Consider the following 17,262-nt stretch of genomic DNA (forward strand, 5'->3'; position numbering starts at 1 on the left):
CGCCTTTTGCCAAGTGTTATTTCTCTTGATCATTGCGGAACGCCTCCCACTTGTGCAGACATTGTAGTTTTAGACTGCGTAGCCGCTGTTTGTGCGGGACTCATTGCTGTCGTTTGTGCAGCAACCACAAGAAGTGCTTTGGTCGTGGTGACTTGATCGACCAACTGCAACCCCACATAACCACGACTTGAACCAATATTGCCCGAGCTATGTCCGCTAATGAGTCGGAAATTCACTTTTAAAGATAAAGATGGTTCCGTTTTACTGACCCAAGTCATTTCAAAGTGACCGTTTTGCTCTTTGCGCTGTGCAGCATCAATTAAACGGTTAATGCCATATTCGCCCGGTGCTTCAAAAATAGTATGCGACTGACCTTTTAAATCGAGTGCACTAATACGCACGCCGGGAATTGCGCCTGGATTGGGCCACACAAAGTTGACCCATTGTTGAATTCCATTTTCAAACTGCATTCGCTGACCATCAATATCGATGCTATACGATAAAAATTGTGGGTGCTGTAATGGATAAAATTGGAAATTGGATTGATTTGAAACAGCAGATGTTGCAGGCTGATCTAAACGTCCTGTTGCCATACCATGAATTGGCGCAACATATTGCGGAAATGCCATCACAAACTGAGGATTTAAATTTAAGCCTAAATCTTTCCATGTTTTTGAAGTTAAGACATAACCACGACGAATCAACAACGGATCTAAAGTGTCTTTGACAAAGCCAGCAATACTTCCTGTTTCACCAAAAATTTGTCCCATTTCCTGACTGGTTGCCTGTAAAGTCCCCCCTGAATGAAATGGATATTTCTGACCTAAATGTGTTGCAAACGGTTGATAGGCTTGAATACGCCATAATTTATTAATTTCATCTTGTGTCGGTACAATTAAACTTGCAAAAGATTGAGTTAGCGGTGTCATCAACAGTTTTTGTAATAATTGTTGGTCAGCCTCTTTTAAACCCACCATCATTTTTTCATCGACATATTTTTGCGTTGTATTAAAGACCGAGTTTTGATCATGGATGGTTTGTTTGAACAATGCCATTGCACTTGGTCCAATTTCCCCTGCCGTTTGAAGATCATTTAACTTGCTGCGCACCTGTGCAAGGTTGTTCATATACACATCAAACAGAGATTGATCCTGTAAATCGTCACGTTTACGCAGCAGTTGATAAAACATTTGGTATTCTTGAGAAATCGCACCTTGCGCTTTTAGAGCTGCCTGCGCTGCAGCTTTGTCATTAGATTGACGCAGCACTTTGTTTTTAAACCACGCCATAAATCCTTGTTCAGGCACAGCAAGTTCAGCTTGCACAATTGGATTATCCCAATTGGTTTCCACTGCAATACGTTGCAATAACTTGCGAATTGGCGAGTTTTGCGGCTCTCCCAACAAATCAAGCTGTTTCACTTGCTGGCTGAACTGATCTGTTTTGGCATAGTGAATACCATTTAGGAATTTCTTCCATTCACTTACATATTCTTGCTGATACAAGCTCAGCAATTGTTTACGGATTTGTTCAGGACTTCCTGAAAAAGTCAGATCATCTGACTGACGGCTATTGAGTACCCAATCTTTGCTGTCCGTTGGCTGATTGGCTGCCTGATCAATTGCTTGTTCGACATATTCACTCCACGCCTGCTGCGTAAAAATGCCAGGCAAAGCATGACTGCCTAAAACAATGCGACTGTGTTGCTCCCCCACAATTTGACTGACTGTTAGCGCAGGAAAACGTACTGCCGCACGCATTTTTATTTCGTTATATACCCGATCTCGTGCAGGCATTCCCTGAATGACCGACAACAGCACTTGACGAGTTTGATCGACCATTTGTGCATCACTTTCCAGTACAGGAAAATCGTCCTGATGAGCGAGTGTCATGGCATAAGACAGGATTTTTTCTGCCTGCTGAATCATGTCAGTACGTGGCATTTCCCCAAGATGAGCATCCAACCAAGTGCGCCAAAAACGTGAAATCTGATCACTTAAATGACTGTTCTCCCGATATTCAGGATTCGTCAGCATTAAATAAGCCTTTAACGCATTATAAGCATCTTGCGGATTTTGCACGGAAGGCTCTAAATATGGTTGAGTTTTCGCAACTTGCTGCGTTTTTGCATGTATATGATGCGCTTTGAGTGTTGCCGCATCTTGTTGGACACGCTGTAAATATTGCGCGATATTTTGCTGCGTTGGCAACAATACAATCTGCTGAACACCTTTTAGATATTCAACTTTGAGCTGTTCGCGTAACTGCTTGCCCTGATATAAGCCAAAACTGAACTTAAGTGGACGTTGTTCGGAAAATCCATCCAACTGTTGCAGTCGCGCTTGTAAAATTAATAAGCTTTCCAATTGCGTGGATAAAACCTGCCCAGAAGTTTTTTCCAAACGTACAACTTGATCTAAATCTGCCTGAACATCGGCAATGAGTTGTTGATTATGGCGATATGACCATACCCAAACACTGAGCAACAATCCAACACCAAGCAATGCAGCAGTAAATGCCATATAACGCTGACGTTTTTTCGCAGGATTAATATGTTGTTTCACCAAATGCTGATCTCGCAAAATCACATTGGAAAACAGACCTTGTAAAAAATAGCCATGATTTGGGGCAATCGAACTTTTTTCTTCGTCCTGAAAAGGACTTGCAATCTGCTGCAGTTGAAATTCTTGTGCGATACTTTCTGTCATCGGGCTTTCGATGCTGCCTTCCTGTAACGCACTGGTAAAGTAAAAACCTCGAAAAACAGGTTGGAATTGATACGGATTATCTTCAAATAAAGTCCCAATAAAACTTTTTAATGCTGGCTTTAAAGTTTTAAATTCCAATGGAAATGTCATGACACTCGGCGAAATATTTTGAGCATGACGGCGACTTAAATGTGTGGTGCTCACGCTTTTTAAGCCATCATATAAAATGTTGTAATGTTTCTCGAACAATGTCACGGCATGCTGCGATGAGTTTTGCTCATAAGGCAAAGTCGCGCCCCAAGCCTGATTATATTCTTGCGCTGCATAACAATTGAAAAACTCGGTAAACCCTGCAATTAAATCCATTTTGGAAAATACCAAATACACAGGAACCACAACTTCCAGTCTTTCGGTTAAATCCTGAATTCGGGCACGTAAATTTTTAGCAAGTTTCAACGAATGTTCGGGGCTTTGACTGATTAATTCAGCAATACTCACGATCACAATCAAGCCATTTACAGGGGCTTTGGCTCGGCTTTTTTTAAGAATATTTAAGAAGCCAAGCCATTCCGCATGATCTTCTGCATACACCGAATAACGTCCTGCTGTATCTAGCAAAACGCCTTGGGTAGAAAAAAACCAGTCACAACTTCGGGTGCCGCTTAAACCAGCTGACACCATTTTTTGATGAGTTTCTTCAAATGGAAACTTCAAGCCTGAGTTATAAATTGCAGAACTTTTACCTGCAGCAGGATTACCAATCACCATATACCAGGGCAATTCATATAAGGCAGCATTGCCCTTTTTATCGCCAAGTTTAGATTTACGAATCAACTGGATTGATTCTTTCACTTGTTGTTGAATTGATTGTAATTCTGCCTTGTCTTTATATTGGGTAGAAACAGCCTGATGGCTTTGTTCAATAGCATGGGCAAGTTTTTCACCTTGTTCCGCGTGCTGTTTGCGCTGGATGAGCCAATAAATAACATAGGCAATGACACTCAGCGCATAACTGACTACCAATATCCAAAATATTTTGCGGGGTAGCACTGAATATGTGGATAGCAAGGCAATGAATAAAGATAAAGCAATCATCGCTTTAGGATTACTCATGTACTGCCACAAATAAGCTAAAATAATATGCATGGAATTCTCTTATTATTGTTGTTCATTAATCAGCAAATGCTGCACATGCTCGCTCTGCGGGAATCTCAGAAAAAGTTTGGATGCATGCCTGTAAATTTTGTGTATAAACCAAAGCGGCTTGATGACTTGGGAGCAATGCTCCCAACATCAACCCAAATGGTTTGGCTAAGTTCAGGGTATTTCCGACAGCGGGTTTACAATATAAATAGTGATACGGCTCGACAGGACTTTCTGCGAAAAACTGTTCACATTTTTTCATTGCTTTACGATCCGTAGCATCTTCAAGCATGAATACAAAAGGCGCTTCGGCTTGGTCTAGTGCCAACTCACGCAGTTTTAATATTTCAAATATTTGTTGCACATGAGCTTGATCGGCAAATAGATTAAAAGCCTTGATAGGTCGTTGCTGTTCTAGTTGCACAGCAGTATTTGCAACACACCAACTACTAATAAATTCGGCAGGGAGATAGCTGCTATTAATCCAACATTTTTCATCAATCAATACTTGATCAATTTCAGAATCCACCACAATGATCAAAGCAATTTCATGTGCTTGATGCTGAATACGCTCAAATAATTCCTGTAGTTCCTGTTCGGCAGATAATGCGCTTAGATAATGATATTCAAGGTGAATTTTTTCTAAAATGATGCCCATTTCATCTAAAATACGCTGAATAGCCGTATTACTGTGTGAATCATCCCAAACATCTACAAGCTCTGCAGACAATAAAATATGTAGATTCAGACGATCTAAACGATAGACCTGTTCAAGCTGAGCAAGCTCACCCTGTTCAGTATCTGCCAAACTTAAATCTGTCCATGTAGGATGCATACGATATTCATGTAAATGCTGGCTTTCATAAAATAAACTTGAGCATTTTAGCTGCGCTGAGATCAGACTCAAAAGCGTAATGTGCTGTTCAATTTGCTGTTGAATTAATGCCATGATGCGCTGCTGTCGAAGTGACAAGCATGATTCATCTTGCTCATGCGCACTTCCATCACCGTGCTGTTGATCTAAATCTTCAATGCGATACGAAAGCATCGGCAGCCCATGTAAATTCAGTAAATTTCGATCTAACTTTGGACTGGTAAAATGCTGAATACCTTCCAGAATTGCCTCATTTTCACCTAAAGCACTATATGCAGCTGCTGCATACACATGCAATTTCAAATATTGAGGGTCAACATGAGGCATGGCTGTTGTGAAAAACTGCGCTGAATCAAATTCAGTCTGTGAAGCTTGTTGCCGCTGCATTTTGTAGTGCTGATAAACCTGATAAATAAACCAAGGTGCAAACAAAGCTGCACTGATCAGCATCGGTACAACCAAAAAATATGCAATCAAATCTGTCAATTCAGGTTGATATTGAATATCACGCCAATAATCAATCGCGCCCCATCCAAACAAAATAAAACAGGCAATCCATGTTGCTAAAAACTTCTTCAACATGGCGCACGTCCTATTAAGGCATAGCAAGTTTCAGAATGATGGTCTAATGTCTTAGTAGGCATTAAAAATGCACCTTGCCCCAACCCCATCTCATGTTTTGAATCTAAACACATCGGCTGAATTTCTGTTCGACCTAAAATCAAACGCAAATCAATATGCAAACTTGGATCACACCATGTTTCAATCAGACGTTTTAATTTGTGGCTTAAAGGTTGATCTGGCAAAAAAGCGAGATATTGCGCTCGGCATAAAGGCCCAATTTGAATCTCAATTTTGCCATCCATTTGCTGCATAGTACTTCCACAAAACGTATTCAGCCCGAGCAAACTTGGATTCTTGCCACCTAAGCAGGATTTTTGTTCATCCTGTAACTGAAACTTTTCTTTTACAAATTCCCGAATATGTATTTGCTGCGCAAAAATGCAGGACAAGACCGTTTTTAAGGCATGTGCAGTGTTATTCTGCCCCTGCATGAATCCAGAAAACTCGGCAAAATATTCATCTAAATCAGGCTGTTCATGATGAGTTCTCGAATAACCACTTAACGCATGCAAAATATCGAGATAATCATTTTTGTGTTCTATCTCATAGCGGATGGGCAAGTGATATGCCAAAGTCGCATCGACATATTTTGCGGTCAGTTGATGATTAAATAAGCCTAAAAATGCTTGCGCTTCCAAACGCTGTTGACGCAAATGCTGTTTTAACTGATGCGTATAACTATAAGGCAAAGCCCCTTGTATACCAGTCAGTCCGATCACTAAATTGCTTAGATGAATACGTTGATCCTGATAATGCAACGATTCAATTTCCGCTAATGGAAAACTCAAGCGAAATGAAGGTTCAAAATAAAACGCTGCTGACCAATGGTATTGACCTTGCACTACAGTCGAATGACGTAATAAGCGCGTCGATTGAACAAATTCAAATGTGCCTGGCTGTTTAAAGACTTGATCAATTATAGAAGTGTCTTGCCACCAACGTTCTGCACGCATGGGTAGATCTCCTGTTGATTCAGACTGTCTTTAATGACGACATCCACAAAACTATTGATTTGAACTTTCAGATTAAAAAGATGACTTAATAATTGGCTAAAAATATAAAGACTGTGTCCATGAAAAACACGTGGATCTATACAAAGCTCAGCTTTCACACCCCGAACAAACATAGGAAATGGCTGTGTATTCACTAACTTATGTGTTGTGAAAAAACTGAGTTGTTTGATTGCATCAATCAATACAATATTGTCTTTCGACTGCGGCAAATTGTATAAAGTTAAAAGCTCTTTCACGTGACTCAAAGCATCACCTTTCATTAAAGCCAAAGTATTGAGTGAAAGATGCGAAATAATGCGCCATTGTTGCTGACTATTTTGATCAAATGAAACCGCCAAGGTAGGTCGTTTTAGAATATTGGCACGCCTTGCCAGACGACTGTCATTTAAATGTAGAACATGATTGCTCTGACTTAGCGCTTCATGCGCCAAATCACCGTTGGAACACAGCAAACGTGTACTGATAAAATCCGATTTAACTTCATCTGGCTGCAACTGTTTGGAAATAATCGAATAGCTGATTGGCATCATTTTATTTTGCACAGGCTGATAATGCAGCGTATAAAAAAATTGAGTTTGATCTGGATGATAATGACTCATGGCAAAAAATGGCAAAACAGGCAAATGAGTTGCAGCCTGCCGAGTCTTTTCGCGCAGCATATTCATTTCGATCACTGCATAAACTTGATATAACTCAGGGTGATGCGCATCTGTAATCAAGGGATAGTGTAATTGTGTATGTAAAATCTTTTGCGGTTCTGCCTGCTTTTCAAACAGGTTAATTGCAGGTGTACTAAACAATTTAAAATTTGCGACATTCAATGCGGAATAATTGCGTAGAAGTGCCTGATTATTCAAATTCAGTTTGAGATGAATCAATATTTCAAAACTATTTTGCTGCTGCAAGTGTTCATTTAAAACACTCAAATCAAAGTTTAAATAATGAAACTTTTCAGGAAAACAAAAATACTCCATCAATAAACGATAAGCATGATGCGTGTGTTGATCAATCGGCAATAAACTCTCTTGTTCGCTAAATCCCATCACGGTAAATGGGTTGCGAATATCAGTTACGCTTTGTCCAACACGAAGGGAAAAAGCTGTTTCCTGACGAAAAATACCATCTAAAACTTGTAGGGGAAAATTAGAAAGAGCATCCAAATAGATCGGTAGTTTTTCATCTAAAATCCAGCTGTGTGCATCATTAAAAATTTCCTCTGTACACGACAAAAATAGATAACTCATTGAAATAATGTCACAATAATTGTTTTCTAACGACGAATACTATGACACATCTCAATGAGTTATATCTTATCTTAAACAAATCTCTAAAATGGAACAAGTCACATTTAAAGTGCTTTGCGCTCATCATGCTTGTGATTATTTTAAAGCAAACATGTAATCTTTCTTCTGCATCTAAAGCCTTGCCCATCAAGTGTTTACCACAATCATTTTATCGACGTATGCAGCGCTTCTTTGCAGGTCAGTATTTTGATTATCGTCAAATTTCTCAGTTGATTTTCAATATGTTTTCATTCGACCAAGTGCAACTGACTTTAGATAGAACCAATTGGAAATGGGGAAAACGAAATATTAATATCCTGATGCTCGCAATCGTTTATCGTGGAATAGCGATACCTATCCTTTGGACATTGCTTAATAAACGTGGAAATTCAGATACGAAAGAGCGTATTGCTTTGATTCAACGCTTTATAGCCATTTTTGGTAAAGACCGTATTGTGAATGTGTTCGCAGACAGAGAGTTTATCGGTGAGCAGTGGTTTACATGGTTAATTGAACAAGACATCAACTTCTGCATTCGTGTTAAAAAAACTTCATTGTCACCAATCATTTAGGAAAGAATCATAAAATTAGTGATTTATTTCGCCATCTTAAAGTTGGTCAAATTGAATGTCGTAAACGACGGATTTTGGTTGGTCGGGTGAAACTATATATAAGTGCACTACAGTTAGAAAATGGAGAGCTTTTACTCGTCGTTTCTCCTCAGTTTAATGCCAATGCTATTCAGGATTATGCATTACGCTGGGAAATTGAAACCTTATTCAGTTGTCTCAAAGGACGCGGGTTTAATCTTGAAAATACGCGCTTGACAGACCCTAGACGAGTGAAAAAATTGATTGCGGTGTTAGCTATAAGCTTCTGTTGGTGTTACTTAACGGGTGAATGGCAACATAATCAAAAAAAAGCGATAAAAATAAAGAAGCATGGACGACTCTCAATGAGTTTATTTCGCTATGGTTTAGACTATGTTCAAATGGCGATTCAGCGTTTAATTGGTTTTGGGAAAAAAGAAGAGTTTAAGGAAATTTTGGCAATTTTAAGAAAGCAGAATCCTGATAGGATAAGGGTTCTGTGAAATTTGTCGTGTACAGAGAAAAATTTCAAATTTCAGACTTAAAGTTGCATTCTGATTCAAATTCAGATGTACACTTGGTGAGGTCTGAAATGCCAAATCCGTTATTGCAATCGGCAATAAACGCACATCTTGACTGGTGTTAAATTCACATTGTACGCCTTTAAAACTACGTGACTTTAATGTAGTTTTTGCTGGAATTAACTGTGCTGCAGTCAATTGTTTCAATTTATCGCGCTCATCAAAACTCACCACCGTACACGCGGGAAAATGACGTAGATACTGCGGAAACATCACCTCAAACAAAGAATAAGTAAAAACCTCATAACTGTCTGCTAATTTTTTATCAATACGTGCAGCAATAAAGGAAAATGCCTGAATGAGACGCTCGATATGCGGATCATCAATTTGCTCTTGATTTAACGCGAGTCGCTGTGCAATCTTCGGATATTTCTCTGCAAATGCTCTAGATTGTTGACCGAATTCTTGTAATTGTTTTTCATAATACGGTAAAAGTTGCTCTATCACAGTGGACTCCCACTAAGCTCGGGCAGAAATAACATATTGTTGTGTTGTGGGTTTGAGTAAGGCATCAAAAAAAACAGGCTCATACAATGGGTGAATATTTAAATAAGCTTGAATACTTAAACAAAGCGCGCCCATGTTGTGTCCATCAAATAGCATGTCAACTTTAATCTGCTTCAATCTTGGTTCGTGCGCTGTAATGGACTGCTCAATCGATTGACAAATTTTATCGCGATCTAAAGGGTTCGCTGTCGACAATCCAATAAAGTCAATAATGCCAAACTGCAAAATCGATTTTTTAACGAGTGGGAACTCATCCATATTTCGATCAAACTTTGCAATTCGACTATTCAGCAAATCTTCTAAATCACGTGCAACTGACTCGCGCAATTGCTGAATCGACATCCCGCTTAATCCGTTTTCTTGTTCAGCGAACAAACGATCAAATAAAGTTGATCTAAAACCATAAGGATATAAATGATCTAAACTCATGATGATCACGATAATCTTTGAGAGATTTTGAGAAATTAGAGCTGAGGTGCTATGACCTCAGTCTAATCACCCCATGCTTGATTAAGCAGCGTATGAAGCTGTGTTATTGGACAACGACCACTTTTTCGTCACTGCACCTTTTGCAGTGCCATTAATGTCTTGTTGGTTATACGTCCACTCAACTGCTGCATATTTCAAACCAAATGTTTCAGCCGGAACGCCCTCTTCATTTACAGTAGGCGTCACACTTGAAACCAAAACATGCTTCAATTTGATTTGTAAGTACTTGATTCGCTTATCGCCATTGGCACGATAATAATCAATTTGCACTTCATCGAAGGTATAACCCGCAGAACACGCTTCCCATAATTTAGGACTGGTTGCATCTAAGTCTTTCACAAAAATCATATCTGAATGTTCAACTCGTTCAGCGGTATGACCACCAACGCTACTTGAGGTCGCAGATTTAGGTTGACGAATGTGATGTGACCAAGAGTTCACTTCAAGCCAACCTTTGTGTTCAGCATCTCGTGATTCTCCATCGACTTTGTACTTGCCGCGAAACTCAACATATATATCTTTCATTTATAATTGACCTCTATTTTTATATTTAAAGTTATGATTAGGCTCTTAATGTGAGGACTGAGGTAATTCAGTCACGAGTCGCAAAGAAACAGACAACTCGTCTAGCTGGAAATGTGGTCTTAAAAACACCACAGACTTGTAATGACCCGGTTGAGCTGGATCTTCTACAACTTTTACAGATGCCTCTCGAAGCGGATATTGCGCTTTTGCTTCTTGAGATGCACCATCATCAAGCAAGACATACTGCGAAAGCCATTCATTTAAAAAGGCCTCCACATTGCCTGCAGATGCAAAACTTCCGACTTTGTCGCGCATCATGGCTTTTAAATAATGTGCGATACGTGACACCGCCATGATGTATTGAATTTGACTCGACAATGCAGAGTTCGCATTGGCTGTATCATTGTCATATTTTTTAGGTTTCTGTGCAGATTGCGCACCAAAAAATGCTGCATAATCGGTATTTTTACAATGAACCAAAGGAATAAAACCTAGATCGCTGAGTTCTTTTTCACGGCGATCTGTAATGGCAATTTCAGTCGGGCATTTAAATACCACTTCACCATCTGAGGTTTTAAAGGTGTGTACAGGTAAGCCTTCTACCAAACCACCACCTTCAACCCCACGAATCCCAGCACACCAACCATGCATATCAAAAGCATTGGTTAAGCGCGTGCCAAAAGCATAAGCAGCATTCATCCATAAATAATCATCATGCTTTTCGCCAGACACATGTTCTATAAAATTAAAGCCTTCTGTGGCTGTGCCATCTTTGGGATGGTAAGGCAGGCGACCCAACACATGCGGCATAATTAATGCAACATAGCGTGAATCTTCACTCTCTCGAAATGAACGCCATTGCACATATTCAGCCGTTTCAAAGATTTTTGAAACATCACGCGGGCGGTCAATATCCGTGAATGATTCAAGTCCTAACATGCTCGGACTTGCAGCCGATACAAAAGGTGCGTGTGCCGCTGCAGCCACATGCGAAATTTGTTCCAATAAATACATATCTGACGGGGTACGATCAAACTCAAAATCGCCAATCAGTGCCGCATAAGGCGCTCCACCAAACGAGCCATATTCTTCTTCATAAATCTTTTTAAACAAAGTGCTTTGGTCAAAATCAGTTGCCCCCTGAAAATCTTTGACCAATTCTTTTTTTGTCGTATTTAACATACGAATTTTGATCATGCTATTCGAGGGTGTTTCTTGGCAAAAATAGTAAAGCCCCCGCCAAGTTGATTCAATTTTTTGAAACTGCGCATGCTGCATAATCTGGCTGAGCTGACTGGAAATTAATGCATCAATTTCGGCAATACGCTGATCAATAGACAGCGTCATATTCTCAGAAACAGTAATTGTTCCCGCCATGACTTCTTTTGCCAACTCACCAATCAAACTTTTGGCACGAATCTGCTCATCCGCATTACGCGCAATACGGCTTTGCTCAATAATTGAATCCAATAAACCTACCGATTCTACTTGCTGATTTGATGCAACTGCTGTTTGTAAATTATTCACGTTCAGCCTCTGCACTCAATTGACGAATTTGATCGGTATTGTTCAGCACTTCATCCAGTAAATCTTCTAAACGTTCGCTATTAGAAATTTTATTACGCAAATCCGTTAAACGCTCACGCGCTTCTAGCAACTTACGCAGCGGATCCACTTGTTGTACGACCTGTTCTGGACGAAAGTCTTCCATCGAGTTAAAAATGAGATCAACGGATAGTTTTCCACCTTCCGCAGTCAAGGTATTTTCCACTTGAAAAGCCGCACGCGGTGCTAAAGATTGCATCACTTCATCAATATTATCTAAATCGACATTAATGAATTTTTTGTCTTTTAATTTGGTCTTTTCTACTTCGGATGCCGCTGAAAAATCCCCCATTACTCCAACCACAAACGGTAATTCTTTAGATGCAATACCATCACCAACCTCAACATCATAAGTCAGCTGAACACGCGGTGGACGTATGCGTTGCAGTTTCTTCTGCACGCTTTCTTTTTTAGCCATGAGTGATTCCTTTGGTTATTTTTTTAAAGTCGCAAATGGATTTGTACTACTTGGTGCAACAGCAAGTTGAACCATTTTTACAGGTTGAGTTGTTACGGTTTTTTCTTTTTTTGGTGATTTTGCAGTCACTTTAGATATTTGCTTTTTAGGTTTAGGTTGCAGTGATTTTTTTGACGATTTCTTGACGTAACTAGAAGCCTCTTTTACCGCTAAAACAGGTGCAGGCTTTGCTTGTTCAATTGCATCGACCAAGTTTTTTGCTGCTGGATAAGTCTGTTCTTCACTTAAATAGCGAACTTCATTACGACGCATTTGCTCAATCGCTGAAGATGCCATTTGCGTACTTGCCATAAATTGCACATCCGTCAATACAGTACTTTGAATATCTTGCTCGTGCAAATGACTGATCAACTGCAATGCTTTAAAATTCTGTCCAAGCTGCTGATGTTGCTGTGCGGCTTGAATGAGTAAATTATTTTTATTTTGACGATTTTTCTTGTCACAAATCTGCGCATAAATACCACGCAAAGCAAGGTCTGACTCCCCTTCCATCCACGGATATTGTTGGATACATTTCTTTTTAAGCTTCACTTCTGATGTATTTGCAACCACATGCTGATTGAAAGTAAAACCAGACAAAATTGTGATAAAAATAACGATTCTTTTCAAGACAACCTCTTATTTATTTGTTATTTGAACTAATTTCTAATCATTTTTATTAAAATGAGTTTCTCTTAATTTTTGTAATTCAACTGGAGTCAAAATTAACTTTTATTTTGATTATTTCCAGTTCAAATATAGTTATAAAATAATTTAGCGAGCGCATTTAACTAGAACATGAATAGATAAGTCAAGTCATACGTGAAAATTCAGTTAAGTATTCCAATATATTTTGTTGTGAGTGAATTACAACATTTAAAAATATTAAAAATTTGGTTTGATTTTATTTTTTGATTTAAATATGATGCGGTGTCCCAAGACAGGAAAGCAATCGTTTTTGTCGCAAAAATAAAAGTAAAATATATTATTTTCAATAATTTAAATAAAAATAGAACGATTAGATTCATTTAAAACTAAAAATTTTCTTACGATAAAGTTAGAGCCAGATAATGAACAACCTAAAAACACTCATTACAAAACTTTCGCAACCGACTAAAACAGCATTAGAAAAATCTGTAAACTTTTGCATAAGTCAAAGTCATTATGAAGTCGAGATTGAACATCTTTTATGTGAATTATTAAAGGAACAATCCAAAACTGATCTTTCTATATTATTTGCTAAATATAAAATATCAAAATCCAAATTTATTGATGATTTAAATAACAGCCTTACAACACTGTCTAAAGGAAATACACGTACACCTATTTTCACAAAATCAATTATTCTTTTATTAGAACAAGCTTGGTTACTCGCTGCTGCAGATCAACAGCCGATTATTCGCAGTGGTCATTTAATCATTGCCTTATTAACTTCTGCCGATTTATATCAAGTGGCAATCCGTGCCTCAACTTTATTTGAAGCATTTCCCATTGATACCATGAAACATAAGTTTCTAGAAATTTGTGCTGAAAGCTGTGAAAATTTTAGCCAAACAAATCAAACATCATGTGCAGAAAACACGAATCAACTTCAAGCAAAAACATTAGCACCCAAAACCCCTGCATTGGATCAATACACCATCGACCTGACCCAAAAGGCACAAAATGGTGAGATTGATCCTGTCATTGGGCGTGAGTTTGAAATCCGTTTGCTGCTTGACATCTTAATGCGACGTCGTCAAAACAACCCAATTTTGACAGGTGAGCCAGGTGTTGGAAAAACAGCTGTTGTAGAAGGTTTGGCATTAAAAATTGCCCAAGGTTTGGTACCTGATGCCTTAAAAAATGTGCATCTGCATGCCTTAGATTTAGGTCTGTTACAGGCTGGTGCCAGTGTCAAAGGTGAGTTTGAAAGTCGCCTAAAGCAAGTGATTCAAGAAGTTCAATCTTCCTCTCATCCGATTATTTTATTTATTGACGAAGCACATACTTTAATTGGGGCAGGTGGTCAAGCAGGACAAAATGATGCCGCAAATTTACTGAAACCTGCCTTAGCACGCGGAGAATTAAGAACGATTGCCGCAACAACTTGGAGCGAATATAAGCAATATTTTGAAAAAGATGCTGCGCTTAGCCGTCGGTTTCAAGTTCTCAAAGTTGCTGAACCTACAGAAGCTGTCGCAATTGACATGCTACGTGCCATGATTCCAGTCATGCAAACACATTTTAATTTACAAATTGATGATCAAGCCATTATCAGCGCAGTACAAGCATCTAATCGCTACATCAGTGGTCGTCAACTTCCAGACAAAGCCATTAGTGTTTTAGATACTGCTGCGGCACGAGTGGCTTTAACCCAAAATGCACAACCTGTTGTTTTGGATCACCTCAAAGCACAGTTACACAATCTACAATTAGAACAGCAGCTTATCACGCAAGAACATCAACAACTCCCGATTTATCAGGAACGATTATCACAACTCAAACAACAGCTCGTTCAGCTAGAACAAGAAATTGCCGATACTGAAAAACGGTGGCAACAAGAGTTGAATTTGGTTCAGCAGATTCAGCAGCTCAATACGCAAAACGCCTCAGATGTTCTGGATAAAGTTACGCAATTAAGAATCCATTTAGCTGAATTACAAGGTCAAAATCCTCTAGTTTTTGAACGTGTTAATGCACAGATCATCCATGAAATTATTTCTGATTGGACGGGTATTCCTGTTGGCGAAATGCTCAATGATGAAATCCAGAAAATTCTAAAGTTAAAGGTCAAACTGAGCCAACGTGTGATGGGACAGGAGTATGCCTTAACTCAATTGGTGCATGGGATTCAAACTGCCAAAGCAAAATTAGAAGACCCACAAAAGCCTCAAGGTGTTTTCTTATTAATTGGTCCAAACGGTGTCGGTAAAACTGAAACAGCGCTCGCCCTCGCCCATGAACTCTATGGCGGTGAGCAACATCTCATCACTATTAATATGTCTGAATATCAGGAAGCACATACCGTTTCTACCTTAAAAGGCGCGCCACCGGGTTATGTCGGTTATGGGCAAGGCGGTGTCTTAACCGAAGCCGTGCGCCGCAACCCTTATAGTGTCGTGTTATTGGATGAAATTGAAAAAGCGCATCCCGATGTTCAAGAATTATTTTATCAAGTCTTTGATAAAGGCATGCTGGAAGATGGTGAAGGTCGCAGCATTGACTTTAAAAACACCACGATTTTACTGACCTCAAATACAGGTTCGAGTGCAATTATGCAAGCCTGTTTAAATCAACCTGTAGAAAATTGGCCTACTGCAGAAAAGTTAATTGAGCATTTAAAAACAAGTCTATCTCAACAATTTAAACCTGCATTTATTGGGCGAATGCGCATCGTACCTTATTTTCCGCTGCACGATGATCTTTTGGTTCGTATTATTCAGCACAAACTCGAAAAAATTATTACGCGTATCGAACAACAGTATGCAATACAGGTTCAATATTCTGATGATGTGATTGAATTAATTTTGCAGCGTTGTACTGAAGTAGATAGTGGCGCACGCAATGTCGACCACATCTTGAACGCTACCATTCTACCTACTTTAGCCACGCATATTTTAGTTGCTTTGGCAGAACAGCGCCTACCGAAGTTGATTTTGATGCATGTCGTCAATGATGAAATTCACTATCAACTAGATCCAGCAGAACCAACAACCAAACAAGCCTCCAATCCAGAACCTCAAGCTGCGGTTTAAAACTTTAAAATTGAGTTAATTTAGCTATATGGATATTTTATCTTTACTTGCACCTATTCAAGCACAATTGCCTTGTGGCGAAGATTATTGTTTTTCAAATGAATTTCATGCAATCAAACTCGCTAGAACTCAAGATGATACTTTACTGGAACAAGGGGATTGGGTCACTGCCCCCAAACAGGCAGATTGGGACTTTGTTGCAAATACAGTAATACATTTACTGCAAACGAAGACTAAAGATATTCGTTTGCTGACTTGGCTTGCTGAAGCATGGGCGAACTTATCTGGTTTTGAAGGGATCAGTAAAAGTCTGGAACTCAGCCATCGCCTCATCGCGCAATATTGGATAACGCTCCATCCTGAAATTGAAGATGAAGATTTAGACCAACGAATTGGACTATTACAAGGACAGATCAATCAATTGCCCGTCTTGATTAAAAAAGTTCCCTTGGTCAATCAGGCGCCTTTTTATTGCCTACTCGACTATGACAATTTTCTTTATCAGGAAAACATGCTTCGTAAGCAAGGCGATGATAGCAGCGTGGATCATTCCGCGGAATTGGCTCATTTAGAACAAGCCGTATTGGAGCTAAATCCAGACATTCAGCGCCAAAACTATCAATATTTTACAGAGATTTTACAGCACTGGACGACCTTAAAGCAGGTGCTAGATCATGTGCTGGGCTTAGATGCGCCAAGTTTTGCTGCAATTGATTCAAGCTTCAATAGCATTCATCTTAGTCTGAAGAAAATTTATAAAGTAGCATCACTTGAACAAAGCCCAGTCACTGCACTTACAGAAGTGACAGCTTTATCGCCCTCTATTTCACCTCCAGTCAGCATTCAATCGTCTACTGCACAACAACTGTCATTTCAACCACAGCAACAGTCACACCTAGAAAATCGTGAACACGCCATGCAAATTCTGCAGGAAATTTCAGCATATTTTCAAAAAAATGAACCGCATAGTCCTGTCAGCTATTTACTGGAAAAAACCATTAAGTGGAGCCAAATGCCCTTGCATGAATGGCTAGCGCAGGTGATTAAGGATGAACATCCATTGAACATGCTACAAGACACGCTTGGCGTTCAATCCAACAATCAATACCAATCAGAATAAGTGAAT

At 39.3% G+C, this 17,262-nt stretch carries 11 protein-coding genes and 2 pseudogenes; 3 read left to right on the top strand and 10 right to left on the bottom strand.

Features of this window, described 5'->3' with window-relative positions; translation table 11 throughout:
• Positions 1-29: 29 nt before the first annotated feature.
• The 4 genes and pseudogenes from tssM to tssF form a co-directional block, all read right to left on the bottom strand.
• Entirely contained in the window at positions 30-3,854 is a 3,825-nt protein-coding gene (gene tssM, locus FTU92_RS04605) for a type VI secretion system membrane subunit TssM (RefSeq protein ID WP_180095739.1), read from the bottom strand.
• Positions 3,855-3,879: 25 nt separating this feature from the next.
• Positions 3,880-5,307, bottom strand: a complete 1,428-nt coding sequence (locus FTU92_RS04610) for a hypothetical protein (RefSeq protein WP_180095742.1) — start codon at positions 5,305-5,307, stop codon at positions 3,880-3,882.
• Positions 5,301-6,302 carry a type VI secretion system baseplate subunit TssG gene (gene tssG / locus FTU92_RS04615; RefSeq protein ID WP_180095744.1) on the bottom strand — a complete coding sequence of 334 codons (1,002 nt, stop codon included), beginning with the start codon at positions 6,300-6,302 and terminating at the stop codon, positions 5,301-5,303. The genes FTU92_RS04610 and tssG overlap by 7 nt, the downstream gene beginning before the upstream one ends.
• Positions 6,266-7,591, bottom strand: a pseudogene (tssF, locus tag FTU92_RS04620) (type VI secretion system baseplate subunit TssF); the annotation flags it as partial. The gene tssG and the pseudogene tssF, both read right to left, overlap by 37 nt.
• Positions 7,592-7,647: 56 nt before the next feature.
• Here tssF and FTU92_RS04625 point away from each other — a divergent pair.
• Positions 7,648-8,738, top strand: a protein-coding gene (locus FTU92_RS04625; RefSeq protein ID WP_085940648.1) for an IS4-like element ISAba1 family transposase whose coding sequence is annotated in 2 segments (ribosomal slippage) — positions 7,648-8,188 and positions 8,188-8,738 — 1,092 coding nt in all. Because the reading frame shifts where the segments join, the coding sequence is not laid out codon by codon here.
• 18 nt (positions 8,739-8,756) lie between these two features.
• Here the strand turns inward: FTU92_RS04625 and FTU92_RS04630 are convergent.
• From FTU92_RS04630 to FTU92_RS04655, 6 genes and pseudogenes are all read right to left on the bottom strand, one after another.
• Positions 8,757-9,263: pseudogene (locus FTU92_RS04630) on the bottom strand (type VI secretion system baseplate subunit TssF); the annotation flags it as partial.
• Between the two features lie 12 nt (positions 9,264-9,275).
• Positions 9,276-9,752 (bottom strand): type VI secretion system baseplate subunit TssE, encoded by a 477-nt coding sequence (gene tssE, locus FTU92_RS04635; protein ID WP_180095746.1) that lies wholly within the window; start codon positions 9,750-9,752, stop codon positions 9,276-9,278.
• An 81-nt stretch (positions 9,753-9,833) separates the two neighbouring features.
• Positions 9,834-10,337, bottom strand: a complete 504-nt coding sequence (locus FTU92_RS04640; protein WP_004972712.1) for a type VI secretion system tube protein Hcp — start codon at positions 10,335-10,337, stop codon at positions 9,834-9,836.
• 45 nt (positions 10,338-10,382) lie between these two features.
• Complete coding sequence (gene tssC, locus FTU92_RS04645) at positions 10,383-11,864, bottom strand: type VI secretion system contractile sheath large subunit (RefSeq protein ID WP_180095748.1); 1,482 nt, start codon at positions 11,862-11,864, stop codon at positions 10,383-10,385.
• Entirely contained in the window at positions 11,857-12,360 is a 504-nt protein-coding gene (gene tssB / locus FTU92_RS04650; protein ID WP_004972705.1) for a type VI secretion system contractile sheath small subunit, read from the bottom strand. Before tssB ends, tssC begins: the two co-directional genes overlap by 8 nt.
• A gap of 15 nt (positions 12,361-12,375) precedes the next feature.
• Positions 12,376-13,029 (bottom strand): hypothetical protein, encoded by a 654-nt coding sequence (locus FTU92_RS04655; RefSeq protein WP_180095750.1) that lies wholly within the window; start codon positions 13,027-13,029, stop codon positions 12,376-12,378.
• Positions 13,030-13,469: 440 nt separating this feature from the next.
• Between FTU92_RS04655 and tssH the strand changes: the two genes are divergently transcribed.
• Together tssH and tssA are read left to right on the top strand one after the other, a co-directional pair.
• Positions 13,470-16,136: a type VI secretion system ATPase TssH gene (gene tssH / locus FTU92_RS04660; RefSeq protein WP_218944528.1), complete on the top strand. Its 2,667-nt coding sequence runs from the start codon at positions 13,470-13,472 to the stop codon at positions 16,134-16,136.
• A gap of 28 nt (positions 16,137-16,164) precedes the next feature.
• A complete protein-coding gene (tssA, locus tag FTU92_RS04665; RefSeq protein WP_154320499.1) occupies positions 16,165-17,256 on the top strand; it encodes a type VI secretion system protein TssA in 1,092 nt (363 codons plus the stop codon).
• Positions 17,257-17,262: the final 6 nt, after the last annotated feature.

The organism is Acinetobacter sp. YH12205 (assembly GCF_013418125.1).
GTDB lineage: Bacteria > Pseudomonadota > Gammaproteobacteria > Pseudomonadales > Moraxellaceae > Acinetobacter > Acinetobacter towneri.